Raw genomic sequence first — 22,761 nt, forward strand, 5'->3', positions numbered from 1 at the left:
AAGAGTTCATCGCGGGGCCTTCTGTTCGGCGGCAGCCTGCGCCGGCGGACTGCCCAGACTCTGGATGTAGGCCACCAGCGCGGCCAGTTCTTCATCGGTCATTTCGATCTTGGGCATGACCGGCGGGAAGCCCTTCACGTGGCGGGCCTGCGGGTCGCGGATGAAGCTGCGCAGATAGGCTTCGTCGACCAGCGCGGTGGAGCCGTCCGCCATGGTTTCGGTCTTGCCGTGCAGGCCCTTCCAGGTCGGCCCCACGCGCGGGCTGCCGTCGACCGTGTGGCAGGCCACGCAGCCCTTGGCGTCCGCCAGCGCGCGGCCCTGTTCGACGCGCGTGCCGCCGGCCGCCGCGGCACCGGCCGGGGGCTCGGGCGCCTTGGCCTGCGACCTGGCGAAGGTCGGCAGCGCCGCGTGCCAGGCCTTGTAACTCGCCGGATCTTCCACCACCACGTAGCCGCGCATGTTGGGATGGCCCACGCCGCACAGCTGCGCGCACAGCGCTTCGTAGCGGCCCGCGACGGTCGGCGTGAACCAGAAGCGGCTGACCTGTCCCGGCACCATGTTCATCCGGGCGCGGAAGTTCGGCACGAAGAAGTCGTGCAGCACATCGTTCGAACGCATCAGCACCAGCACCGGCTTGCCGAGCGGCAGGTGCACCTCGTTGCCGGCGATCAGGAGATCGTCCTGCCCGGCCCGGTCGGCGGGGTCGACCCCGAACGGATTGGTGGCGCTGACAAAGCGCGCATCGGTCGCGCCGAGCTTGCCGTCCTCTCCCGGGAAGCGGAAGCGCCACTGCCATTGCTGGCCCAGCACCTCCAGCACGAGGGAGTCGTGGGGTTCCCTGACATAGTTCGCGTACACCACGAGGCCGGGCGCCAGCAGCGCCATGATGCCGACGGTGGTGCCGCCGATCAGCCAGCGCTCGAGCTTCCTGTTCTCGGGCTCATGCGCCGCACGGTGTCCCTCGCGGTGGCGAAAGCGCACCAGCATGTAGGCGATGAACACGTTGATGGCGATGAAGAAGATCCCCGTGATCACCAGCGTGATGGTCAGGGTGTCGTCCATCAGCTGCCAGTTCGAAGCAAGGGGCGTCGTCCACCACGGATTGAAGACGTGGAACAGCACCGAGGCGAGCACGACGAGCAGCAGGGCGACGGCCATGATCATGTGCGCTCCCTCGGCTCGGCATGGGTTCGGGGCTCATGCGCGCTTCAGAGAAACGCCGGGACTTGCGGCTCTTCGCCCTCGAACCGGGCTTCGGGATGCGCGGAGCGCAGCAGCGCCTCGATGTCCCGCACGCGCGAGCGCGGCAAGTCCACCATCAGCAGGATCTGTCCCCGCGCGATGGCGCCCTCGAAACGCTGCAGCCTGGGGCTCGGGATGGAAATGCCGATCATGCTGGCCGACCAGGCGCCGACCACGCCCCCCACGATGGCCACCAGCACAGCCACCTCCCATTCGGGGCCGTCGCCGGTGATCGGGAACAGCAGCGCGGCCGCGAGGCCGACCAAGATGCCGCAGGCACTGCCGACCACCCACCCGGTCTTGGCTGCGTGGACGAGGTCCGAGGTTTGCCACACGTTGGCCGCATGGAGCCCGGCCATGTCCATGCCTTCCGGTCCGGCGAAATGAATGTGCGCAACGTCGACGCGTGCCCACACCAGATCGTCCATCGCCTGCCTGGCGCTCGCCAGGTCCGGCATCAGCCAGTAGATGCGCCTCTTCATAGCGCCCCCTTTCGTCTTGCGACGAGTCAAGGAACCATGAATGACTTATATGCCCAAGGAAGGCCGCCATCAAGTGGCCGCCGCATTTCACGCGGCAGCGGCATGGGGGTTATTGCCAAGCCATCTTTTTTTGACCGATTGGATAATTTAGCTCATCATTCCGGCCCTGTTGCCCGCCATCACAAGGTACGCCACGATGAACCCGCACCCCCTGCGCAGCCGCTTCTGGTCCGACCTGACCAGCGAAGAGTTCTCCCGCCTCGACCGCGAACGGCTCATTGCCGTGCTGCCGGTGGGCGCGACCGAGCAGCACGGCCCCCACCTGCCGATGTCGACCGACACCGCCACCATCGACGGCATGGTGCAGGCCGCGCTGCCGCACCTGCCGGACGAGCTGCCGGTGCTCTTCCTGCCCACGGTCGCCTACGGCAAGAGCAACGAGCATTCGCGCTATCCGGGCACGCTGACCGTCTCGGCCACCACGCTGATCTCGCTGTGGAAGGACATCGGCGCCTGCGTGGCCAAGGCCGGTGTGCGCAAGCTGGTGCTCTACAACAGCCACGGCGGCCAGATGAGCGTGATGGACATCGTGGCGCGCGACCTGCGCGAGGAACACGGCATGATGGTCGTGGCCGCCAACTGGTATACGCTGGGCCTGCCCGAAGGGCTCTTCACCGCGCACGAAGGCCGGCACGGCATCCATGCCGGCGACCTCGAAAGCTCGGTGATGCTGCACCTTGCGCCGGACGACGTGCGTCCCGACCAGTTCCGCAACTTCCGCTCGATGACCGAAGACCTCGCCGCCGAGAACAAATTCCTCTCGATCACGCCCAGCGGCAAGCTCGGCTGGCAGATGCACGACATCAATCCCGCGGGCGCGGCCGGCGATGCCACGCGCGCCACCGCCGAAAAGGGCGCCGCGGTGCTCGACCACGTGGGGCGGCGCTTCGTTGAACTGCTGCAGGAGGTGGACCGCTTCCCGCTGTCGCGCCTCGCCAATGTTCCCGCCTGGCGCTAGGCTCGCACCCACCATGGAAAGCCTCGCACCCTCTTCCCCGCCTTCCCCGCCGCTGGTCAGCCTGCGCCGCGTCAGCAAGCGCTTTGCCAACGGCACGCTCGCGCTGCAGGGCATGACCCTCGACATCGGCGAGCACGACTTCATCAGCTTTCTCGGCCCCTCGGGCTGCGGCAAGAGCACCGCGCTGCGGCTGATCGCCGGCTTGACCCGGCTCAGTTCGGGCGAAATGCACTGGTCCGGCGCCAACAGCGGCAAGACGCAGAGCGACCGCGACCTGGGCTTCGTGTTCCAGGAGCCCACGCTCATGCCCTGGGCCAAGGTGTTCGACAACGTCTGGCTGCCGCTCAAGCTCGCCGGCCAGAGCCGTGATGCGGCGGCGCCGGTGGTGCAGCAGGCGCTCGAGATGGTCGGCCTCTCGCGCTTTGCGGGCGTGTACCCGCGCGAGCTGTCGGGCGGCATGAAGATGCGCGTGTCGATCGCGCGCGCGCTGGTCACGCATCCGCGCCTGCTGCTGATGGACGAGCCCTTTGCCGCACTCGACGAGATGACGCGCATCAAGCTCAACAACGACCTGCTCGCGATCTGGCGCGAGCACCGCTTCTCAGTGGTGTTCGTCACGCACAGCGTCTACGAGTCGGTGTACCTCTCGAACCGCATCGTGGTGATGGCCGCGCGCCCGGGCCGCGTGATCGACGAGATCCGCATCGACGAGCCCTATCCGCGTGGCGAAGACTTCCGCACCTCGAGCCGCTACAACGCGCACTGCACCGCGGTGTCGCAATCCCTGCATGGAGCCCTGCATGGCGTCGACATCGATCACTGAGCCCGTCGCGCTCGCCGACGCGGACACGGCGCCTTCCGAGGCCGCGCTGCGCGCGCACGAAGACAGGCTGCGCCGGCGCGAATCGATGCTGCGCATCGCGGTGCCCGCGGGCATCGTCATCGCACTGCTGCTGGCCTGGGAATGGATGGTGCGCGCCAACAACATCCCGCACTACATCCTGCCCGCGCCCTCGCTCATCCTGAAGACACTGTTCGACAACTGGGCCTCGCTCTCGAGCGCGCTGTGGTTCACCGTGAAGCTCACGCTGCTCGCGCTCGGCGCGGCCATCGTGGGCGGCGTGCTGCTGGCGATTGCCTTCGCGCTCTTCAAGTGGGTGGAGATCGGCCTGTTCCCGATCGCGGTGATCCTGCAGGTGACGCCGATCATCGCGATCGCGCCGCTGATCCTGATCTACGTGTCGAGCACCACCGCGGCGCTCCTGCTGTGCGCCTGGATCGTGGCCTTCTTCCCGATCCTGTCGAACACCGTCATCGGCCTGAAAAGCGCCGACAGCAACCTGCGCGACCTGTTCCAGCTCTACAAGGCCTCGCCGTGGCAGACCTTCCGCCATCTGCTCGCGCCCAGTGCGCTGCCGTACTTCATGGCGGGCCTGAAGATCGCGGGTGGGCTGAGCCTGATCGGCGCCGTGGTGGCCGAGTTCACGGCCGGCACGGCGGGCAAGGAGACGGGGCTGGCCTCGCGCATCCTCGAATCGAGCTTCCGCACCGAGATCCCGATGATGTTCGCGGCACTGCTCTTGGTGTCGTTGCTGGGCATCGTGATCTTCATCGTGTTCGCGGCACTGTCGCGCCTCGTGCTCGGCCATTGGCACGAAAGCGAAATGCGCCGTGAACGCTAGGACCATCGTGCCTGCCGTCGATTGGGAGGCCGTGCGCGCCGACCTGCGCGGGCTCAACCTCGTCACCGCGCCGGCCCAGCGCAAGCAGCTGTCGAAGGACTTCTACTGGTACAGCCCCATCCTCAGCGCGCAGCTCGCGGGCTGCGTGGCCGACCTCGTGGTCAAGGTCAGCACCGAGGACGACGTGCGCCAGGCCGCGGCCGTGGCTGCGAAGTGGAAGCTGCCGCTCACCGTGCGCGCCGGCGGCACCGGCAACTACGGCCAGTGCGTGCCGCTCGAGGGCGGCGTCGTGCTCGACGTGACGCAGATGTGCCGCGTGCTCGACATCCAGGAGGGCCGCATGCGCGTGGAGGCAGGGGCGCGCATGCACGACATCGACCTTGCGGCGCGCGAGACCGGCCAGGCGCTGCGCATGTGGCCCTCGACCTGGCACGTGGCCACGATCGGCGGCTTCATCGCGGGCGGCTTCGGCGGCATCGGCTCATTCCGCCACGGCATCCTGCGCGACCCCGGCAACCTGCTGCGCGCGCGCGTGATGACGGTGGAGCGCGAGCCGCGCATCATCGAACTGCATGGCGACGAGATCCAGCAGGTGCACCATGCCTACGGCACCAACGGCGTGATCCTCGACGTGGAAGTGGCGCTGAGCCCGGCCGTCGAGTGGGTGCACTGCACGGTGCTGTTCGACACCTACCGCGGCGCACTGGACTTCGGCATCGCCGCGCAGGCGCCGACGCTCGACATCTTCCTGCTCTCGACGGTCGAGGCGCGCTTCTCGCCCTACTACACGGCCATGCGCGATCGCTTTCCTGCCGACCGGCATGCGGTGTTCGCGATGGTCTCGCCCGAGTCGATGGCCGATTTCCGCGCGCTGGCCGCTGCGCATCGCGGCACCATCTCCGTCGCCGGTACCGAGCCCGATCTGCTCGCCGAGGGCCTGCCGCCCGCCTATGAATGCGCGTTCAACCACACGACGCTGCAGGCGCTGAAAGCGGATCGCAGCTGGACCTACCTGCAGGTGGCCTACGCCCAACCCTTCGACCCGGCCGTGGTCGAACGGCATCTGCAAATCTTCGGCGACGACGTGCTGCAGCACCAGGACTTCGCGCGCGCCGGCGGCGAATGCGGCACCTTCGGCATCCTGCTCGTGCGCTGGAAGGGCGAGGCTCACCAGTACGAAGTGATCCGCGAGATCGAGTCGCAGGGCGGCTGCAAGATCTTCAACCCGCACGTGGTCACCATCGAGGACGGCGGCATGAAGACCATCGACACGCAGCAGATCGAGTTCAAGAAGCGCAGCGATCCGATGGGCTTGATGAACCCCGGCAAGACGCGCGGCTGGACTTCCGATATGGCTGTCGAGCGTTGAAATGAAGCGTCGCTTGGTCGTCTGTCGCGTTGGTGGTTTCGAGCGCTGCTGTTCGGGGCGCGCTCCCGCCGACGGGGTACCTTGCTCCGCGAATGTCCCCCGGCCTTCGGCCTCCTCCTTTATTTCGCTGCGCAAGGCACCCCATCGACGGGAGCGTTATCAGCAACGGTCGTTGATCGCGGTTCACCGACAGCGTGCCCAGGTGCACAGGGCGTCGGGTGCTTCCCGCAGCGAAATAAAGGAGGAGGGGCGCAGCCCCGGGGGACATTCGCGGAGGGAAGTACCCGGCGGCCTGTGCACGCGCCCCGAACTGCACCGAACTTGCAGCCTCGTCCATCGAACGATGGCCAAGCTGACATGAGAATATCCCGTCGAATTCACACCAGGAGTCCACTGCCATGCGCGTTCCCGCTCTGACAATCCGTCCGCTTGCTCTAGCCCTCGCCCTCTCGGCCGCCGCCTTCGCCGCACAGGCGCAGGAAAAAGTGGTGTTCGCCACCAACTGGAAGGCGCAGGCCGGCCACGGCGGCTTCTACCAGGCGCTGGTGGACGGCACCTACAAGAAGTACGGCCTCGACGTCGACATCCAGCAGGGCGGACCGATGGTCAACAACCGGCCGATGCTGCCGGCCGGCAAGGTCGACTTCCTGATGACAGGCAACCTGCTGCAGTCCTTCGACAACGTCAAGAACGGCGTGCCCACGGTGGTGGTCGCGGCCTTCTTCCAGAAGGATCCGCAGGCCATGTTCGCGCATCCGGGCCAGGGCTTCGACACCTTCAAGGACATGGCCAAGGCGCCCGTGGCCTTCATCGGCAAGGACGGCCAGTTCAGCTTCTGGCAGTGGATGAAGTCGGAGCACGGCTTCAAGGATTCGCAGCTCAAGCCCTACACCTTCAATGTCGGCCCGTTCCTCGCGGACAAGAAGTCGATCCAGCAGGGCTACGCCATTTCGGAGCCGCTTTCGATCAAGGCCCAGGCCGGCTTCGATCCCGTGGTGCAGCTCTTGGCCGACAACGGCTTCTCGACCTACTCGACCACCATCGAGACGCGCGCCGACCTCGTCAAGACCAAGCCCGAGACGGTGCGCAAGTTCGTAGAGGCCTCGATCATCGGCTGGAACAACTACCTCTACGGCGACAACAAGGCCGCCAACGAGATGATCGCCAAGATCAACCCCGACTCGCCCGTCGCCGCGTCGCAGGGCTCGATCGAGCTCATGAAGAAGATGGGCATCGTCGACAGCGGCGAGTCGCTCACCAAGGGCATCGGCGCGATGGACGAGGCCCGCGTGAAGGACTTCTACGACAAGATGGTGAAGGCCGGCCTCTACAAGCCCGGCGAGGTCGATCTCTCGAAGGTCGTGACCACGCAGTTCGTCAACAAGGGCGTCGGTGTCGACGTCCGCAAGAAGCTCGCTGGAAAGTAGGCGCCGATTTTTCCCGCGGGCCGCGCGGGGCTTGCGCCGGGGTCAGATGCCGGCGCCTGGGTTGCCATAAGGCACTGCGCGGCTCTTCATTCCCTGGGCTCTGACCCCGTCTCGCCGAACCGGCGAACCGGCCCTCCCCATGAAAACGCTCGTCGTCCACTGCCATCCGAACCCTGACAGCTTCAACCACGCGCTCTACCGCACCGCGCTCGAGGCCCTCCAGCCGCGGCACCCCGTCAAGGCCATCGACCTCTACGCCGAAGGCTTCGACCCCACGCTGACGCGCGAAGAGCGCATCGCCTATCTCGACAACCCCGAACTGATCCGCGAACGCGTCAAGCCGCATGTCGAAGCGCTGCTGTGGGCCGAGCACCTGGTGTTCGTCTATCCCACCTGGTTCCACGGGCCGCCGTCGATGCTCAAGGGCTGGCTCGAACGGGTGTGGCTGCCGGGCGTGGCCTTCCTGCCGGCGCAACGCAAGGGGCAGCTCGCGAGGTCGGGCATGCGGCACATCCGGCGGCTGACGGTGGTGACCACGGGCGGCTCGCCGCGCTGGTTCGTGATGCTCATCGGCGACCCGGGCCGGCGGCTCTTCACGCGCGCGCTGCGGGCGCTGTTCGCGTGGCGCTGCAAGGTCACGTGGCTGCAGCTGCACGACATGAACGCCGTCACCGCGCGCGACCGCACCCATTTCATCGAACGCGTTGCGCGCAAGCTGCAGAGCATCTAGCCAGGGAGACAACACCATGAGCCTCGAACGCACGCTCACCGTCCGCGTCGAACGCATCTCGCGCGAGACGCCGGAAATCCTGGCCTTCGAGCTGATCCACCCCTGGGGCCGCGCGCTGCCGGGCTACGAGGCCGGTGCGCACATCGACGTGCACATGCCGGGCGGCTTCTCGCGCCAGTATTCGCTGGCGCGCGCGCCGTCGAATGCCGGCTCTTACGTGATCGGCGTGAAGCGCGAAGCCGAAAGCCGCGGCGGCTCGGCCTCGATGCACGAGCGCGTGCGCAAGGGCGACCTGCTCGCGATCAGCGCGCCGCGCAACACCTTTGCGCTGCGCGAGGAAGCGAAGCACCACCTGCTGCTGGCCGGCGGCATCGGCATGACGCCGCTGCTGGCGATGGCGCAGGCACTCGCGGCGCGCGGTGACTCGTTCACGCTCTGCGTGTTCGCACGCAGCGAGGAGCACCTGGCCTTTGCCGATGCGCTGCATTCGCCTGCGCTGGCGCCGCACCTGCGCCTGCACCTCGACCAGGGCGACGCCTCGCAGCGCATCGACCTGCGCGCGCTGCTGGCCGAGCGCGCGCCTGATACGCACCTGTACGTCTGCGGCCCCGGCGGCTTCATGAAGGCAGTGCGCGAGGCCGCGGCGCATTGGCCCGGGGACACGCTGCACGCCGAATACTTCGCCGCCCCCACCGATGCGAACACGAGCACCGGCCTGCCCTTCACGCTGAAGCTCGCGCAGCGCGGCATCAGCGTGCCGGTGGCGGCCGACCAGACCGCCGTCGATGCGCTGCGCGAAGTGGGCATCGACATTCCCGTGTCATGCCAGCAGGGCCTGTGCGGCACCTGCGTGGTCGAGGGCGATGGTGAAGGCGCCGAGCACCGCGACTTCTGCCTCACGGGCAGCGAGCGGCGCCACAAGGTGGCCTTGTGCTGCTCGCGCGCCAAGGGCCTGGAACTGGTGCTTCAGCTGTGAGCATCGAGGAAGAAAGCGACGGCGAGGCGCCCGCCACGCGCGGCCGCTCGCGCAAGTACACGCAGGTGCTCGGCCTCATCAACCAGGCCGCCATCGAGGTGTTTGCAAGCGAGGGCCTGGCCGGCGCATCGACCCAGGCCATTGCCGACAAGGCCGGGCTCTCGAAGGCGCAGCTGCACTACTACATCGAGAGCAAGGAAGCGCTCTACCGGCAGATCCTGCAGGACATCCTCAACGACTGGATCGTGGTGTTCGGCTTTGCCGACGAGGCCTTCGGCCCGCGCAAGGTGCTGGGCGACCTGATCCGCCGCAAGATGGTGTTCTCGTTCGAGCACCCGCTGCGCTCGCGCATCTTCACGGCCGAGATGATGCGCGGCGCGCCGGTGCTCAACACCATGATGGACACGAGCAAGCAGCGCACCGACCAGGCCGCCGCCGTCATACAGAACTGGATGAACCAGGGCCTGATGGACACCGCCGACCCGATGCTGGTGCTGTTCCACATCTGGGCGGTGACGCAGTTCTATGCCGACCACGCCACGCAGGCCGCGTACTTCCGCGACGTGGCGCAGCAGGGCGACGATAAAGACCGGCGCTACCTGATCGAGCAGGTGACCGAATTCCTGCTGAAAGGCGCGGGCGTCAGGTAGGGCGGGACTTTTTGCGGAACACCGCGGAACCGGCTTTGCCGGGCCGCAGGTGTTGCCCCCGGCGAGGGGGTTGGCGAAGCGACACGCAGTGCGCGAAGCTTGGGGGAGTGCCTATTTCGGCAGGTACATGGTGGCTTCGACCTCCACCAGCACCTCGTCGCCCGGCAGGAAGCGCGACACCTCGACCACCGTGCTGACCGGCGGCTCGCCCGGATAGAACAGGCCGCGCACGCGGTTGTAGAACGCGTAGTGCGGCAGGTGGCGGAAGTATTGCACCAGCTTCACCACGTCTTCCATGGTGCCGCCGTGTTCGGCCGCGATCTGGCGGATGCGCTCGAGCACGAACCAGCTCTGCGCCACGATGGGGGCCTCGAAGATGTCGACCGACATCTGCCCCGTGGCATAGCCCAGGCCCTGCAGGGCCGTGCGGGCTTCCTCGGGAATGGCGTCGTAGCCGGCCACGGCACGGCGCGTGGCCGGATCGACCGCAACCACGCCGCTCATGAAGACGAAATCGCCCACGCGCTTGGCGGCGGCGTAGTTGGCCATTGGTTTGCCCATGCTCATCGTGTTGGCTCCAGAATTTTTTGACCGCCTCGGATCACGATGCGCCGGCGTCCGCGCGGACCGACGAGTTCATGCTCGCCGGTGGCTGCGAGCAGCACCAGGTCCGCGGGGCAGCCCGGTGCGATGCGGCCGTCCCACGCAAGGCCGAGCGCCTTCGCGGGGCTGAGGGTGATCGCGTCGAGCCATTCGTCAGCGGGCGCGAGGTGCGCCGTCTGCACGCCGAGGCCGAAGGTTTCGAGAAGGTCGTAGCTGCCATAGGGATAGAAGGCGTCCTGCACGTTGTCCGTTGCCAGGCTCGCACGCAAGCCCCGTGCCGCCGCCTCGCGGATGCGCGTGATGCCGCGCGGCACGGGCGTGCGGTCCCAGGCGCCCTGCAGGTAGAGGTTGGTGGTCGGCAGCGCGACGATGTGGAGGCCGGCGCCCGCGCACAGCGCCAGCGTTTCGTTGGCGACGGCATCGTCCTGCATCGCCAGCGAGCAGCAGTGGCCGCAGACCACGCCGCGCCGGAAGTCGCGCGCACGCACCAGCTGCGCGATGCTGCGCAGGCCGCTCGCATCGGCGTCGAGCCCTTCGTCGACATGGAAGTCGAGGCCCAGGCCGTGGTCCTGCGCGAGGTCGAACACGCGGCCCAGCTTGTGCACCAGGCCCTCGTTGCGATACACGAAGGCGCCCAGCACGCCGCCCGCGCGCTTCACCTCGCGCGCAATGCGCTCGCCGGCCGCGAGATCGGCGAACAGGTCCAGCGGCGTGAGCGAGACGAACTGCAGCTCGATGCGGCCGCGCCACTCTTCGCGCAGCGCTTCGAACACCGCCAGCGCGGCGGGCGGCTCGCCCTCTACCCAGTCGATGTGGGTGCGCAGCGCGCGCGTGCCCGACTGCCAGGCCTCGCGCAGCGCGCGTTCCATGCGCGGACGCAGCGTTTCGCCGCTCCAGCCCGCGCGGTGCTTCGCCATGCGATCGATGGCCGCGAACAGGTTGCCCTCGGCCGCGCCGACTTCCTGCACGGTGTAGTTCTTGTCGATGTGCGCATGCGCCTCGACCAGCGCGCTCAACAAGGTGCCGCGCGCCTGCGACTGCGATGCGCTTGGCACGACGGCCTGCACCCTGTCGCCGGCCAGCGTGACGTCGAAGACCTGCGCATCGCCCGCGGCAAAGCCCCGCAGCCGCGATGGAATGCGCAGCGACTCGAGCTTCATGCGCGCTGTCGCAGCGCCCGCAGCCAGCCCAGTCCGGCCGAGGTGCCGCCGGGTTCCGAACCGCGCTGGGGCCGGTACTCGCAGCCGACCCAGCCCTGCCAGCCGCACTGCGCCGACACGTCGTCGATCAGGTCGAACAGGTAGGGATAGTTCTGCTCGCCGATGTCGGGCTCATGGCGCTCGGGCACGCCGGCAATCTGGATGTGGCCCACGCGCCCGGTGGGCAGGTACTTGCGGATCTTCATGGCCACGTCGCCCTCGACGATCTGGCAGTGGTACAGGTCCATCTGCACCTTGAGGTTGGGCGCGCCCACCATGTCGACGATCTCGTGCGCATGGTCCTGCCGGTTCAGGAAGAAGCGCGGAATGTCGCGCGTGTTGATCGGCTCGATCAGCACGTCGCGCCCGGCCTTGGCCGCCTCGGCCGCGGCCCAGCGCAGGTTGTCGATGTACACGGGCTGCACGGCCTCGCGCTCCAGGCCTTCGGGCACCAGGCCGGCCATGACGTGGATGCGCGGGCAGCCGAGCGCCACCGCATAGTCGATGGCCGTGGTCATGCCCTCGCGGAATTCGGCGTCGCGGCCCGGCAGGCAGGCCAGGCCGCGCTCGCCGCGGTCCCAGTCGCCCGGCGGGGCGTTGAAGAGCACCTGCTGCAGGCCGTTGTCCTTCAGGCGGGCCGCGATCTGGCGGCGCTCGTAGGGATAGGGAAAAAGATACTCGACGGCCTTGAAGCCGTCCTTCGCGGCGGCTTCGAAGCGGTCGAGGAAGTCGAGCTCCGGATAGAGCATCGAGAGGTTGGCGGCGAATTGGGGCATGGCGTGTTTTTACTACTACTGCTGGCTACCAGCGCGCGCCGAAGGTGCGGCGCAGTTCATCGATCTGTTCGTTGCCGAGCGGCTCGGGCCTGGCGGTGCCGGCGAGCAGCCGGAGCTTGGCGGTTTCCTCGAGCTCCTCCAGCACGGCCATCGCGGCGGCCGGGCTCTCGTGCCAGACATTGGGACCGAGGCGTTCGAGCATCACGGCGCGAACCGGCGTGCCGGCCGCGCCATGGCGCTCGATGGCCTGCGCCACGAGTTCGGCCGCTTCGGGCGCGCCGGGGCGGTGGTACGGAATGAGCGGCACGTGGCCGACCTTCATCACGAAATACGGCGTGAGCGCGGGCAGCAGTTCGTCGCCCGGCGTGTTCGCCAGCGTGAGCGCGACGCAGTGCGTGCTGTGCGTGTGGATCACGCAGGCCGTGTTGGCATCGAACCTGCGCGCCGCGGCGTAGATGCGGGTGTGCAGCGCAATGGTCTTGCTGGCGCGGTCGCCGCCGGTCTGCTGGCCCTGCGCATCGAGTCTTGCCAGGCGTGCCGGATCGAGAAAGCCCAGGCAGGCATCGGTCGGCGTGATGAGGAAGCCATCGTCCAGCCGCACGCTGATGTTGCCCGCGGTGGCATGCACGTAGCCGCGCTCGAACAGGCTGCGGCCGACGCGGCAGATTTCTTCGCGGGCTTGGTTCTCGGTCATGCCAGCACTGTAAAGGCCTTGGTGAAGAAATCGTCCCCCCCGAAGTTGCCCGACTTCAGCGCGATGTGCACCGGCAGGCCTTCCGCAACGTCGGTGCGCGCATGGCACCACGGCACCCCGGGGTCGATCTGCGGACCGATCTGCATTTGCGCGATGCCCAGCGCCTGCACGCAGGCACCCGAGGTCTCGCCGCCCGCCACCACCAGCTGGCGCACCCCCCGCTCGACCAGGCCGCGCGCAACGGCGGCAATGGTGCGCTCGACCATCGCGCCGGCTTCCTCGACCCCGAGCCTGCCCTGCACCGATTTCACGGCGCCGGCCTCGGCGGTGGAATACACCAGCACCGGCTGCCTGCCGATCAGCGGCGCGGCCCAGGCCAGCGCTTCGGCCACGACGTCCACGCCTGCGGCAATGCGAAGCGGATCGACGGCCAGCGCCGCGCCGCCGCGCTGGATGAAGTCGAGCACCTGCCGGTTGGTGGCGAGCGAGCAGCTGCCCGACACCACGGCGCGCAGTCCGGCGGCCGTCGGCAGCGCACTGGCCTGCGACGACGGCGCCAGGCCGAAGTTGGCCGGCAGCCCGATGGCCACGCCCGAGCCCGCGGTGAGCAGCGGCATCTTCGCGAGCGCCGGGCCAAGGCGCAGCAGGTCGTCGTTCGACACGGCATCGACGATGGCGATCGACACGCCCTCGCCTTTCAGCTGCTCGATGCGTTCGGTGACGGCCGCCGCGCCGCGCGCCACCACCGCATGGTCGATCAACCCTACCTTGCGCGTGCACTGCGCCTGCAGCACCCGCACGAGGTTCGGATCGGTCATGGGCGTGAGCGGATGGTTCTGCATGCCGCTCTCGTTGAGCAGCACATCGCCCGCGAACAGGTAGCCCTTGAACACGGTGCGCTTGTTGTCGGGGAAGGCGGGCGTGGCGATGGTGAAGTCGCATTGCATCGCTTCCATCAACGCCTCGGTCACGGGGCCGATGTTGCCCTGCGGCGTGCTGTCGAAGGTGGAGCAGTACTTGAAGTAGATCTGTTGCGCGCCCTGCGCCTGCAGCCAGCGCAGTGCCTCGAGCGACTGTGCAATGGCCTCGGCCGGCGCGATGGTGCGCGACTTGAGTGCGACGACCACCGCATCGACGTCGGCGGCCAGCGGCGTGGCCGGCACGCCGATCGCCTGCACCACGCGCATGCCGGCGCGCACGAGGTTGTTGGCGAGGTCGGTGGCGCCGGTGAAATCGTCGGCGATGCAGCCGAGCAGAAGCTTCGCCATGGTCAGCCTTTCACCGGCAGCTTCACCGCCTGCGGGTTCTCGCGCACGTAGTCGCGCAGGATGGCGTCGAAGCTCGCGTCGGCCTGGAGGCCCAGCGCCTCGGCGCGCGCCGCATGGATGCGGCTGGGCCAACTGGTCACGATCTTCGCGATGGCTGCATCGGGCTCCCAGTCGATCAGTCCGGTGGCGTCCTTGCCGGCGATGCGCTCGAGCGCCCCGGCCATCTCGCGCACGGTGGTGGTCAGCGCCGGCAGGTTGACGGCGGTGCGCGCGCCCCATTCGGCAGCGCTGGCCGTGGCCGCGCGCACGATGCCCGCGACGGTGTTGCCGGGCGATGCGAGCGCAACCGCCGTCTCGGGCGCCACGGGGCAGCGCGCGCGCTCACCGGCCAGCGGCTCGCGCAGCATGCCGCTCAAAAAGCTCGAGGCCGCACCGTTGGGCCGGCCCGGCCGCACCGAGACCGTCATGAGCCGAACGTTGCGGCCCTGCACGAAACCCTTGCGCGTGAAGTCCGCCACCAGCTGCTCGCCGATGAACTTCTGGATGCCGTAGCTGTTCTGCGGCGTCGGCAGGGTGGTGTCCTCGATCACCGCAGGCAGCCGCTGCTCGGGCGAATCGCCGAACACCGCGACCGAGCTGGAGAACACGAACACCGGCGCATGGCCCGCGCGGCGGCAGGCGTCGAGCAGGGCGCGCGTGGTGTCGAGATTGCTGCGCATGCCCAGGTCGAAGTCGGCCTCGCATTCGCCGCTCACGGCCGCGGCCAGGTGGAACACGGCGTGGGTGCCGGCCAGCGGCAGCGTGCCATTGGCGGCCTGCTCGTACAGGTCGCCCTGCACGAACTGCACGCGGGCATCGGCCTGCAGGTCGGCGGGCGGCGCCACGCGGTCCGCCAGGGTGATGCGGGAGATCGGCTGTGCCGTGCCGCCGGCCAGCGCCAGCGGGCCGCCTGCGAGCAGCGTGCGGGCGAGCCGCGCGCCGAGAAAACCGCAGCCGCCGGTGATGAGGATGTTCATGGTGTCGTCTTCTCTTTCTGGATTCAGGCAATGGCGGGCAGGAAGCGCAGCAGCGCGGCCGCCACCGCCGCGGGCGCTTCGCGCTGCGGGAAGTGGCCGACGCCGTCGAGCAGTTCGCGGCGGTAGGGGCCGCTGAAGAATCGCTCCTTGCCTGCCGAAGTATCGGGATGATTGCAGCTGTCGGCCGCGCCATGCAGCACGAGCGTGGGCACGGGCAGCACCGGCGCCGGATCGAGCGCGGCGTCGTCCGCCGCATAGCGCGGATCGCCGGACGCGTAGCCCCAGCGGTGGCGGTAGGAATGCAGCACCACCCGCGCCCAGTCGTCGCCTGCGAAGGCGGCGGCTGTGGCCTCGAATTCGGCTTTCTCGTACCAGCCCGCGGGCGCCCAGGTGTCCCACATCATCCGGGTGAAGGCGATGCGGTCGTCGTGCACCGTGCGTTCGCCGCGCGGCGTGGCCATGTACCAGTGATACCAGTAGTTGCGCGCCTGCTCGAGCGCCATCGGCTGGCCTGGCGCATTGGTGCCGTAGCCGACCGACATCAGCACCAGCGCGCGCGCCACCTCGGGCCTCAGCCCGCAGGCGTTGGCCACCGCGCGGGCGCCCCAGTCGTGGCCGACCAGCGCGGGCTTGTCGAGGCCGAGCGCGTCGATGAAATCGAGCAGATCCCGCCCGAGCGCGGAGAGCTGGCCGCTGCGCGGCGTGCCGTCATGCAGGAAGCGCGTGGGTGCGAAGCCGCGCAGGGCGGGCGCGAGCACGCGCCAGCCGGCCTCGGCCAGGCTCGGCGCCACGCCATGCCAGCTGCGCGTGCTGTCGGGCCAGCCATGCATCAGCACCACGGTGGCGGTACCGCCGGGGTTCCACTCTTCGTAGCCGATGCGAAGCAGCGGCGTGTCGATGGTCTTGAGATCGCTCACGAAGCTTTTCCGTTTGCGGCCGGCAGTTCGATGCCGGGAAAAATCTTGATGACCGCGCTGTCGTCCTCGCGCGCGAAGCCCGCGGTCGATGCCTGCATGAACATCTGGTGCGCGGTGGACGACAGCGGCAGCGGAAACTTGCTGGCGCGCGCCACGTCGAGCACCAGGCCCAGGTCCTTCACGAAGATATCGACGGCCGACAGCGGCGTGTAGTCGCCCGCCAGCACGTGTGCCATGCGGTTCTCGAACATCCAGCTGTTGCCCGCGCTGTGCGTGATGACTTCGTACAGCGCGGCCGGGTCCACCCCTTCGCGCAGGCCCAGCGCCATGGCCTCGGCGGCCGCGGCAATGTGCACGCCGGCCAGCAGCTGGTTGATGACCTTGACCTTGCTGCCCGCACCCGCGCGGTCGCCCAGACGATAGACCTTGGCCGCCATCGCGTCGAGCACGGCGCCGGCCTTTTCATAGGCCGCTGGCGTGCCGGCGGTCATCATCGTCATCTGGCCGCTCGCGGCCTTGGCGGCGCCGCCGGAGATCGGCGCGTCGAGGTACAGGATGCCTTCTGCGGCCAGGCGCGCCTCGAGCGCGACCGACCAGTTCGGGTCGACGGTGGAACACATCACGAACAGGCTGCCGGGCTTCATCGACGCCGCGCAGCCGGGCGTGGTGCCGTCGCCGAACAGCACCGACTCCGTCTGCGCCGCGTTGACCACCACGGATACCACGATGTCGCACTGCCCGCCGAGTGCGGCCAGCGTGTCGCAGGCCACGCCGCCGTCGCGCGCAAAGGCGTGAGCGACATCGAGGCGCACGTCGAACACATGCGGCTCGTAGCCCGCGCGGCGCAGCGACTGCGCCATGCCGCTGCCCATGGCGCCGAGGCCCACGACGCCGACGACGGGTGTGTTGGTGTTGGAAGTCATGTGAGGGTTCTTTCGATCAGCGATTCACGAGTTGCTTGGGCGTGAGCCACACGCCAATGGCGCCGAGCACCAGTGCGCCGGCCAGCACATACATGCCGATCTGCGTGCTGCCGGTGAGGTCTTTCAGGTAGCCGATGAGGTAGGGGCTGACGAAGCCCGCCAGGTTGCCCACCGAGTTGATGGCCGCGATGCCGGCGGCCGCCGCCGTGCCCGAGAGGAAGGCCGTGGGCAGCGACCAGAACAGCGGCGCGCAGGTCAGTACGCCGGCCGCGGCGAGCGAAAGAAATGCAAGGGACACGACCGTATTCTGCGTGTACGACGCGGCCACCGTGAAGCCGATGGCGCCCATCAGCGCGGGCACGATCAGGTGCCAGCGGCGCTCCTGCCGGCGGTCGGCGCTGCGGCCGAAGAGGTTCATCGCGACGATCGCGCAGATGAACGGAATGGCGCTCAAAAGGCCGATGTGCAGGTTGCCCTTCACGCCCGTGGCCTTGACCAGCGTGGGCAGCCAGAAGGTCAGCGCGTACTGGCCCATCACGAAGGCGAAATAGATGAGCGCCATCCACCACACGCGCATGTCGCGGAACATGGCACCCACGGAGTGCGGCCCCTTGGCGCCATGCGCCTGGTCGCGCTCGACCTCGCGCTGCAGCAGGCTCTTCTCCTCGGGCGAGAGCCAGCGCGCATGCTGGATGCCGTTGTCCAGGTAGAGCAGCACCATCACCCCCACGAGCACGGCCGGAATGGCCTCGATGATGAACATCCACTGCCAGCCGTGCATCGACGACACGCCGTGGAAGGCGTCCATGATCCAGCCCGACAGCGGGTTGCCGAAGATGCCCGCCACCGGGATGGCCGACATGAAGACCGCGATGATGCGCGCGCGCCGGTGCGCCGGATACCAGTGGGTCAGGTAGAGGATCACGCCGGGATAGAAACCCGCCTCCGCCACGCCGAGCAGGAAGCGCAGGATGTAGAAGCTGGTCGGCGTTTCCACGAACACGAAGCAGACCGACAGCACGCCCCAGGTGATCATGATCCGCGCAATCCAGATGCGCGCACCCACGCGGTTGAGCAGCAGGTTGCTCGGCACCTCGAACAAGAAGTAGCCGAGGAAGAAGATACCCGCGCCCAGGCCGAACACCGTTTCGCTGAAGCCCAGGTCCTGTCCCATCTGCAGCTTGGCAAAGCCCACGTTCACGCGGTCGAGGTACGCGACCACGTAGCACAGCATCAAAAAGGGAACCAGGCGCCAGAACACCTTGGCATAGGCGCGCTTTTCGAGCGCGGCGTCGGCGGACACGGGCAGAGCGCCAACCGGAAGGGTGGAGGAAGTCATGAGAAGGGTTGTCCCGCTTTGGATGAGAAAGAGGCCTTGCCGTCGCTGGTTCGCGCGGCCGCCCCTATTTGTCAGGTCATCATACAAATTTGATTTCGGAGCTTCGCCTCGGGTAAACCCGAACATTCCCCCGTCCGCAGTGCCTTTTTGGTGACCTGGTGTGTCGCGGCTCAGCTGCCGACCGGCCAGCCTTCGACCAGCGGCCGCGCGAGCTGCGCGCCCTCCTGCTGCCAGAACGCGGGATCGGCCTGCTCGATGCGGCGGATCGCGTTGTCCATGTGGGACTTGGCCGCCTCGCGGGCCCGCAGCGGATCGCCGGCCTCGATGGCCTCGACGATGCGGGCGTGCTCCTGCGCCACCTCGCGCGCGAAATCGGCCCGGCGCGCCTCGTTGGCGCGCGTGACGCGCGTGGCGCCATGCAGGAACTGCCGCAGGTATTGCAGCGTGCCGATCAGGAACGGGTTGCGTGCGGCCTCGGCGATGGCGCGGTGAAAGCGCACGTCTTCCTCGGCGCCGTTGCCGCCTGCGGCCACGGCCGCATGCAGCGCGCCGATGGCCTCCTGGATGCGCTGCACATCGTCGGGCGTGCGCCGTTCGGCCGCGAGCGCGGCCACCTCGGCTTCGAGCGCGCGGCGCAGCTCGACCATCTGGATCACCGCTTCGCGCGAAGCCACGTGAGGCATCTCGAAGCGCAGCGGCTCCACGCCCGCGGCACGCACGTACACACCGCTGCCCTGGCGCGAATCGAGCAGCCCCAGCGACTTGAGCCGCGACACCGCCTCGCGCACCACGGTGCGGCTCACGCCGAATTGCTCGGCCAGCGCGGCCTCGGTCGGCAGGCGGTCGCCTTCCGACAGGCGCCCGCTGCGCACTTCGGCGGCCAATGCGTCGGCCACCTGGTCGGCGAGGCGGGCACCGGGAGCGATGGATTGGAAGCGGGCGGTCATGAGTCGCGAAAGGGATGGGGCCTGCGACTCTAACGCAGGCCTGCGCAAGCGGCACGCCCGCACATCCTGTGCCGCCAGGAATGCGAGTAGATGACGCATCTTCTGCCCGTGAAAGGCCGGTCCGCATGGTGTAACGCGCGTCCCGGGAATGCGAGTAGGCCAATACGAGCCTTCACTCGTATTCTTTGGGCACACGAAATCGCTCAACGACCTGAACGGAGATCGAACGCATGAAAACCCAACTCAAAGGCCACCTGAAGTGCCGTCCTCAATTCGGCGAGGCAGGCGTTGCCTGAGCACGCCGATGCTGTACACGACTGCCCTGATGATCCACGCCGGCGCGACATTCGCGGCACTTCTGTCGTTCGTGGCCGGCGAACTGCTTCTTGCCATTGCCCGGAAAGGCCGATCGCAGCCCGCAAGGATGGCGCTGCGCGCCGGCCGGCTCGCACACTTGCTGCTCAACCTGGGCGTGCTCGCCGGAATCGCTCTGGTGTTCCTCGGCGGCTGGCCACTGTGGACACCATGGCTGCTGGCGGCATTCGCCGTCATTGCCGCTGCCATGGTGGTGCGAAGCGAATTCGTCGCCCCTTGGGAGTCGCGGGTCGAATCGGCGCTCGGTGGCAGGGCTTCGGATGAGCAGGTCGGGGCGTTTGCAAGCGAGGGGTCCGCCTTCGTGGGGCGTGTGAGCGTGATCGCCCTGTTCGGCGTTGTCGCAGCCTTGATGACGATGAAGCCGAGCTTCGCGCTCCTGGCCGGCGGTTGATCCAGGAACCGTGCGGGCCGCAGCCGCTAGCCCCGGGGCTCGCCGGAACTCAACAGGCGGTGCCGAGCGCGTAGCGCGCAGCCCGCGCAATGCTCCCCGCATCCACCCCGAAGAACTGCCGCAGCGCCGCGCGCGTGTCGCTGCGCCCGAACCCGTCGGTGCCCAGCGTGAGGTAGCGGCGCCCCTCGGGCAGGAAGGCGCGCAGGCTCTCGGGCACGGCGCGCACGTAGTCGGTGGCGGCAATGATCGGGCCCTTGCCGGTGCCGAGCTGCTGCGCGATGAACGGCACGCCGGCTTCCTTCTTCTCGCCCGCGATCGCGCGCTGCTCGCAAGCCTGCCCGTCGCGCGCGAGCTCGCTCCAGCTCGTGACGCTGAACACCTCGGCCTCGATGCCTTCGTTGGCCAGCAACTGCGCGGCCTTCACGACCTCGGTGAGGATCGCGCCCGAGCCCATCAGCGTGACCTTCTTCTTCGCCTCGCCTGAAACCGGCGCATACACGCCGAAGCGATAGCAGCCGCGCAGGATGCCGGCCTCCGCGCCTTGCGGCACGTCGGGCTGCGCGTAGTTCTCGTTCATGAGCGTGACGTAATAGAACACGTCCTTTTGCTCGACCATCATTTCGCGGATGCCCGCATCGACGATCACCGCCATCTCGCCCGCGAAGGCCGGGTCGTAGGCCTTGCAGTTGGGAATGGTCGCGGCCACGAGGTGGCTGCTGCCGTCCTGGTGCTGCAGGCCTTCGCCGCCGAGCGTGGTGCGGCCCGAGGTGGCGCCGAGCAAAAAGCCGCGTGCACGCTGGTCGGCCGCGGCCCAGATGGCGTCGCCCACGCGCTGGAAGCCGAACATCGAATAGTAGATGTAGAAGGGCAGCATCGCCAGGCCGTGCACGCTGTAGCTGGTGGCCGCGGCGGTCCAGCTGGCAATGGCGCCGGCTTCGCTGATGCCCTCTTCGAGGATCTGGCCGTCGGTGGCTTCGCGGTAGCTCAGCACCGAGCCGATGTCTTCGGGCGCGTAGCGCTGGCCCACGCTCGAATAGATGCCGACCTGCTTGAACAGGTTGGCCATGCCGAAGGTGCGCGCCTCGTCGGCCACGATGGGCACGATGCGCGGGCCGAGCGCAGCGTCCTTCATGAGGTTGCCCAGCATGCGCACGAAGGCCATGGTGGTGCTCATCTCCTTGCCGGCCGCTGCGGTGGCGAACTGCGCGTAGCTTGCGATGTCGGGCTTGGGCACGATGTCGCACGCTGTCTCGCGGCGCGGCATGGCGCCGCCGAGCGCGGCGCGGTGGCTGCGCAGGTACTGCATCTCGGCGCTGTCTTCGGGCGGGCGGTAGAAGTCCATCGCAATGGCCTGCGCATCGGTGAGCGGCAGGCTGAAGCGGTCGCGGAATTCGAGCAAATCGACGTCGCCCATCTTCTTGTGCGAGTGCGTGGTCATCTTGCCCTGCGCGGCGCTGCCCATGCCGTAGCCCTTCTTGGTGTGGGCGAGGATCACGGTGGGCCGGCCCTTGTGCGCGGCCGCGGCGGCGTAGGCCGCATGGATCTTCACGAGGTCGTGGCCGCCGCGCTTCAGGCGGTCGATCTGCTCGTCGGTCATGCCTTCGGCCAGGCGCGCGAGCTCGGGGTTCTGGCCGAAGAAGTTGTCGCGGTTGAAGCGGCCGTCCTTGGCCGCGAAGGTCTGCATCTGGCCGTCGACGGTTTCGGCGAACACGCGCGCCAGCGCACCGCTCACGTCCTGCGCGAACAGGCCGTCCCAGTCGCTGCCCCAGATGAGCTTGATGACGTTCCAGCCCGCGCCGGCAAAGAGCTTTTCGAGCTCGTCGATGATGCGGCCGTTGCCGCGCACCGGGCCGTCCAGGCGCTGCAGGTTGCAGTTGACCACCCACACGAGGTTGTCGAGCTTCTCGCGCGCGGCCAGCGTCAGGGCGCTCATCGATTCGGGCTCGTCCATCTCGCCGTCGCCGAACACGCCCCACACTTTCCGGCCCTCGCAGTCGAGCAGATGGCGGTGCGTGAGGTAGCGCATGAAGCGCGCGTGGTAGATCGAGCTGATCGGGCCGATGCCCATCGAGCCGGTCGGGAACTGCCAGAAGTCCGGCATCAGGTAGGGATGCGGGTAGCTGCTGAGGCCGCGCGCGCCGCTGCCTCGGGTGAAGGCGGGCGCGGTGAGTTCCTGGCGGTAGTGCTTGAGGTCTTCTTCGCCGAGGCGGCCTTCGAGGTAGGCGCGGGCATAGACGCCGGGCGCGCTGTGCGGCTGGAAGAAGACGAGGTCGCCGCGGTGCGCATCGTCGCCCGAGTCCTTGCGCGCATGGAAGAAGTGATTGAAGCCGGTCTCGAACAGGTCGGCCGCGCTCGCATAGCTCGCGATGTGGCCGCCGAGTTCGCCATACGCCTGGTTGGCCCTGGCCACCATCGCGAGGGCGTTCCACCGCATCAGCGAGGCCAGGCGCTCCTCGATGGCGAGGTCGCCGGGGAACGGCGGCTGGTCTTCCACCGCAATGGTGTTGACGTAGGGCGTGGCAAGCTCGGGCTGCCAGCCGATGCGCTGCTGCCGCGCGAGGCGGGCCAGTTCCACCAGCATCTGCCGGGCGCGCTGGGGGCCGTGGGCCTGGGCCAGCGCCAGGAAGGCGTCGCGCCATTCGGCGGTCTCGGCCGGATCGGGGTCGTGCGAGAGCGGCGTGTCGAGCAGCAGCGCACGCATCTGGTCGGTGGAAATCGGGGCGTTCATGCCGGCACT

The 22,761-nt window shown here is 68.3% G+C and carries 22 protein-coding genes; 9 read left to right on the plus strand and 13 right to left on the minus strand.

What is annotated here, in order from left to right; translation table 11 throughout:
* Positions 1 to 6: 6 nt before the first annotated feature.
* Together ACAM54_RS25025 and ACAM54_RS25030 are read right to left on the minus strand one after the other, a co-directional pair.
* The gene (locus ACAM54_RS25025) at positions 7 to 1,164 is read right to left on the minus strand and encodes a c-type cytochrome (protein WP_369649269.1); all 1,158 of its coding nucleotides are present in this window, start codon (positions 1,162 to 1,164) and stop codon (positions 7 to 9) included.
* A 44-nt stretch (positions 1,165 to 1,208) separates the two neighbouring features.
* Positions 1,209 to 1,724 (minus strand): DUF1269 domain-containing protein, encoded by a 516-nt coding sequence (locus ACAM54_RS25030; RefSeq protein WP_145739208.1) that lies wholly within the window; start codon positions 1,722 to 1,724, stop codon positions 1,209 to 1,211.
* A 196-nt stretch (positions 1,725 to 1,920) separates the two neighbouring features.
* Here ACAM54_RS25030 and ACAM54_RS25035 point away from each other — a divergent pair, with 196 nt between their 5' ends.
* The 8 genes from ACAM54_RS25035 (at position 1,921) to ACAM54_RS25070 (ending at position 9,576) form a co-directional block, all read left to right on the plus strand.
* Positions 1,921 to 2,742, plus strand: coding sequence for a creatininase family protein (locus ACAM54_RS25035; protein WP_209535618.1), 822 nt, complete (start codon positions 1,921 to 1,923; stop codon positions 2,740 to 2,742).
* A 13-nt stretch (positions 2,743 to 2,755) separates the two neighbouring features.
* Positions 2,756 to 3,565 (plus strand): ABC transporter ATP-binding protein, encoded by an 810-nt coding sequence (locus ACAM54_RS25040; RefSeq protein ID WP_369649270.1) that lies wholly within the window; start codon positions 2,756 to 2,758, stop codon positions 3,563 to 3,565.
* Complete coding sequence (locus ACAM54_RS25045; RefSeq protein ID WP_369649271.1) at positions 3,543 to 4,424, plus strand: ABC transporter permease; 882 nt, start codon at positions 3,543 to 3,545, stop codon at positions 4,422 to 4,424. The genes ACAM54_RS25040 and ACAM54_RS25045 overlap by 23 nt, the downstream gene beginning before the upstream one ends.
* The gene (locus ACAM54_RS25050; protein WP_369649272.1) at positions 4,414 to 5,793 is read left to right on the plus strand and encodes an FAD-binding oxidoreductase; all 1,380 of its coding nucleotides are present in this window, start codon (positions 4,414 to 4,416) and stop codon (positions 5,791 to 5,793) included. Before ACAM54_RS25045 ends, ACAM54_RS25050 begins: the two co-directional genes overlap by 11 nt.
* 398 nt (positions 5,794 to 6,191) lie before the next feature.
* Entirely contained in the window at positions 6,192 to 7,220 is a 1,029-nt protein-coding gene (locus tag ACAM54_RS25055; RefSeq protein WP_192327549.1) for an ABC transporter substrate-binding protein, read from the plus strand.
* A 139-nt stretch (positions 7,221 to 7,359) separates the two neighbouring features.
* The gene (locus ACAM54_RS25060) at positions 7,360 to 7,950 is read left to right on the plus strand and encodes an NAD(P)H-dependent oxidoreductase (RefSeq protein WP_369649273.1); all 591 of its coding nucleotides are present in this window, start codon (positions 7,360 to 7,362) and stop codon (positions 7,948 to 7,950) included.
* Between the two features lie 16 nt (positions 7,951 to 7,966).
* Positions 7,967 to 8,926 carry a 2Fe-2S iron-sulfur cluster-binding protein gene (locus ACAM54_RS25065; protein WP_369649274.1) on the plus strand — a complete coding sequence of 320 codons (960 nt, stop codon included), beginning with the start codon at positions 7,967 to 7,969 and terminating at the stop codon, positions 8,924 to 8,926.
* Complete coding sequence (locus tag ACAM54_RS25070; protein WP_369649275.1) at positions 8,923 to 9,576, plus strand: TetR family transcriptional regulator C-terminal domain-containing protein; 654 nt, start codon at positions 8,923 to 8,925, stop codon at positions 9,574 to 9,576. Before ACAM54_RS25065 ends, ACAM54_RS25070 begins: the two co-directional genes overlap by 4 nt.
* A 111-nt stretch (positions 9,577 to 9,687) precedes the next feature.
* On the opposite strand, the gene ACAM54_RS25075 is transcribed toward ACAM54_RS25070, so the two are convergent.
* The 10 genes from ACAM54_RS25075 to ACAM54_RS25120 form a co-directional block, all read right to left on the minus strand.
* On the minus strand, positions 9,688 to 10,143 hold the full coding sequence (locus tag ACAM54_RS25075; protein ID WP_369649276.1) for a RidA family protein: 456 nt from the start codon (positions 10,141 to 10,143) through the stop codon (positions 9,688 to 9,690).
* Positions 10,140 to 11,339, minus strand: coding sequence for an amidohydrolase family protein (locus ACAM54_RS25080; protein WP_369649277.1), 1,200 nt, complete (start codon positions 11,337 to 11,339; stop codon positions 10,140 to 10,142). Before ACAM54_RS25080 ends, ACAM54_RS25075 begins: the two co-directional genes overlap by 4 nt.
* Entirely contained in the window at positions 11,336 to 12,154 is an 819-nt protein-coding gene (otnI, locus tag ACAM54_RS25085; RefSeq protein WP_369649278.1) for a 2-oxo-tetronate isomerase, read from the minus strand. The genes ACAM54_RS25080 and otnI overlap by 4 nt, the downstream gene beginning before the upstream one ends.
* A 25-nt stretch (positions 12,155 to 12,179) precedes the next feature.
* Positions 12,180 to 12,848, minus strand: coding sequence for an aldolase (locus ACAM54_RS25090; protein WP_369649279.1), 669 nt, complete (start codon positions 12,846 to 12,848; stop codon positions 12,180 to 12,182).
* A complete protein-coding gene (otnK, locus tag ACAM54_RS25095; protein WP_369649280.1) occupies positions 12,845 to 14,116 on the minus strand; it encodes a 3-oxo-tetronate kinase in 1,272 nt (423 codons plus the stop codon). The genes ACAM54_RS25090 and otnK overlap by 4 nt, the downstream gene beginning before the upstream one ends.
* 2 nt (positions 14,117 to 14,118) lie before the next feature.
* Complete coding sequence (gene denD / locus ACAM54_RS25100; protein ID WP_369649281.1) at positions 14,119 to 15,132, minus strand: D-erythronate dehydrogenase; 1,014 nt, start codon at positions 15,130 to 15,132, stop codon at positions 14,119 to 14,121.
* 23 nt (positions 15,133 to 15,155) lie between these two features.
* Entirely contained in the window at positions 15,156 to 16,049 is an 894-nt protein-coding gene (locus ACAM54_RS25105) for an alpha/beta fold hydrolase (protein ID WP_369649282.1), read from the minus strand.
* Positions 16,046 to 16,972 carry an L-threonate dehydrogenase gene (gene ltnD, locus ACAM54_RS25110; RefSeq protein WP_369649283.1) on the minus strand — a complete coding sequence of 309 codons (927 nt, stop codon included), beginning with the start codon at positions 16,970 to 16,972 and terminating at the stop codon, positions 16,046 to 16,048. Before ltnD ends, ACAM54_RS25105 begins: the two co-directional genes overlap by 4 nt.
* A gap of 16 nt (positions 16,973 to 16,988) precedes the next feature.
* Complete coding sequence (locus ACAM54_RS25115) at positions 16,989 to 18,311, minus strand: MFS transporter (protein ID WP_369649284.1); 1,323 nt, start codon at positions 18,309 to 18,311, stop codon at positions 16,989 to 16,991.
* Positions 18,312 to 18,481: 170 nt separating this feature from the next.
* Positions 18,482 to 19,258 carry a FadR/GntR family transcriptional regulator gene (locus tag ACAM54_RS25120; protein ID WP_145739175.1) on the minus strand — a complete coding sequence of 259 codons (777 nt, stop codon included), beginning with the start codon at positions 19,256 to 19,258 and terminating at the stop codon, positions 18,482 to 18,484.
* A gap of 304 nt (positions 19,259 to 19,562) precedes the next feature.
* On the opposite strand from ACAM54_RS25120, the gene ACAM54_RS25125 reads away from it, so the two are divergent.
* Positions 19,563 to 20,024, plus strand: coding sequence for a hypothetical protein (locus ACAM54_RS25125; RefSeq protein WP_369649285.1), 462 nt, complete (start codon positions 19,563 to 19,565; stop codon positions 20,022 to 20,024).
* Between the two features lie 49 nt (positions 20,025 to 20,073).
* Here the strand turns inward: ACAM54_RS25125 and mdeB are convergent, their stop codons facing one another.
* The gene (gene mdeB, locus ACAM54_RS25130) at positions 20,074 to 22,752 is read right to left on the minus strand and encodes an alpha-ketoglutarate dehydrogenase (protein ID WP_369649286.1); all 2,679 of its coding nucleotides are present in this window, start codon (positions 22,750 to 22,752) and stop codon (positions 20,074 to 20,076) included.
* Between the last annotated feature and the right edge of the window lie 9 nt (positions 22,753 to 22,761).

Origin of the sequence: Variovorax sp. V93, assembly GCF_041154485.1 — a bacterium.
GTDB classification, from domain to species: domain Bacteria; phylum Pseudomonadota; class Gammaproteobacteria; order Burkholderiales; family Burkholderiaceae_C; genus Variovorax; species Variovorax beijingensis_A.

Bases quoted from the DNA above. Each gene is read 5' to 3' on its own strand.
- ACAM54_RS25025 (WP_369649269.1), bottom strand. From the start codon at position 1,164: ATGATCATGGCCGTCGCCCTGCTGCTCGTCGTGCTCGCCTCGGTGCTG.
- ACAM54_RS25030 (WP_145739208.1), bottom strand. From the start codon at position 1,724: ATGAAGAGGCGCATCTACTGGCTGATGCCGGACCTGGCGAGCGCCAGG.
- ACAM54_RS25035 (WP_209535618.1), top strand. From the start codon at position 1,921: ATGAACCCGCACCCCCTGCGCAGCCGCTTCTGGTCCGACCTGACCAGC.
- ACAM54_RS25040 (WP_369649270.1), top strand. From the start codon at position 2,756: ATGGAAAGCCTCGCACCCTCTTCCCCGCCTTCCCCGCCGCTGGTCAGC.
- ACAM54_RS25045 (WP_369649271.1), top strand. From the start codon at position 3,543: ATGGCGTCGACATCGATCACTGAGCCCGTCGCGCTCGCCGACGCGGAC.
- ACAM54_RS25055 (WP_192327549.1), top strand. From the start codon at position 6,192: ATGCGCGTTCCCGCTCTGACAATCCGTCCGCTTGCTCTAGCCCTCGCC.
- ACAM54_RS25060 (WP_369649273.1), top strand. From the start codon at position 7,360: ATGAAAACGCTCGTCGTCCACTGCCATCCGAACCCTGACAGCTTCAAC.
- ACAM54_RS25065 (WP_369649274.1), top strand. From the start codon at position 7,967: ATGAGCCTCGAACGCACGCTCACCGTCCGCGTCGAACGCATCTCGCGC.
- ACAM54_RS25075 (WP_369649276.1), bottom strand. From the start codon at position 10,143: ATGAGCATGGGCAAACCAATGGCCAACTACGCCGCCGCCAAGCGCGTG.
- ACAM54_RS25080 (WP_369649277.1), bottom strand. From the start codon at position 11,339: ATGAAGCTCGAGTCGCTGCGCATTCCATCGCGGCTGCGGGGCTTTGCC.
- otnI (WP_369649278.1), bottom strand. From the start codon at position 12,154: ATGCCCCAATTCGCCGCCAACCTCTCGATGCTCTATCCGGAGCTCGAC.
- ACAM54_RS25090 (WP_369649279.1), bottom strand. From the start codon at position 12,848: ATGACCGAGAACCAAGCCCGCGAAGAAATCTGCCGCGTCGGCCGCAGC.
- otnK (WP_369649280.1), bottom strand. From the start codon at position 14,116: ATGGCGAAGCTTCTGCTCGGCTGCATCGCCGACGATTTCACCGGCGCC.
- denD (WP_369649281.1), bottom strand. From the start codon at position 15,132: ATGAACATCCTCATCACCGGCGGCTGCGGTTTTCTCGGCGCGCGGCTC.
- ltnD (WP_369649283.1), bottom strand. From the start codon at position 16,972: ATGACTTCCAACACCAACACACCCGTCGTCGGCGTCGTGGGCCTCGGC.
- ACAM54_RS25115 (WP_369649284.1), bottom strand. From the start codon at position 18,311: ATGACTTCCTCCACCCTTCCGGTTGGCGCTCTGCCCGTGTCCGCCGAC.
- ACAM54_RS25120 (WP_145739175.1), bottom strand. From the start codon at position 19,258: ATGACCGCCCGCTTCCAATCCATCGCTCCCGGTGCCCGCCTCGCCGAC.
- ACAM54_RS25125 (WP_369649285.1), top strand. From the start codon at position 19,563: ATGCTGTACACGACTGCCCTGATGATCCACGCCGGCGCGACATTCGCG.
- mdeB (WP_369649286.1), bottom strand. From the start codon at position 22,752: ATGAACGCCCCGATTTCCACCGACCAGATGCGTGCGCTGCTGCTCGAC.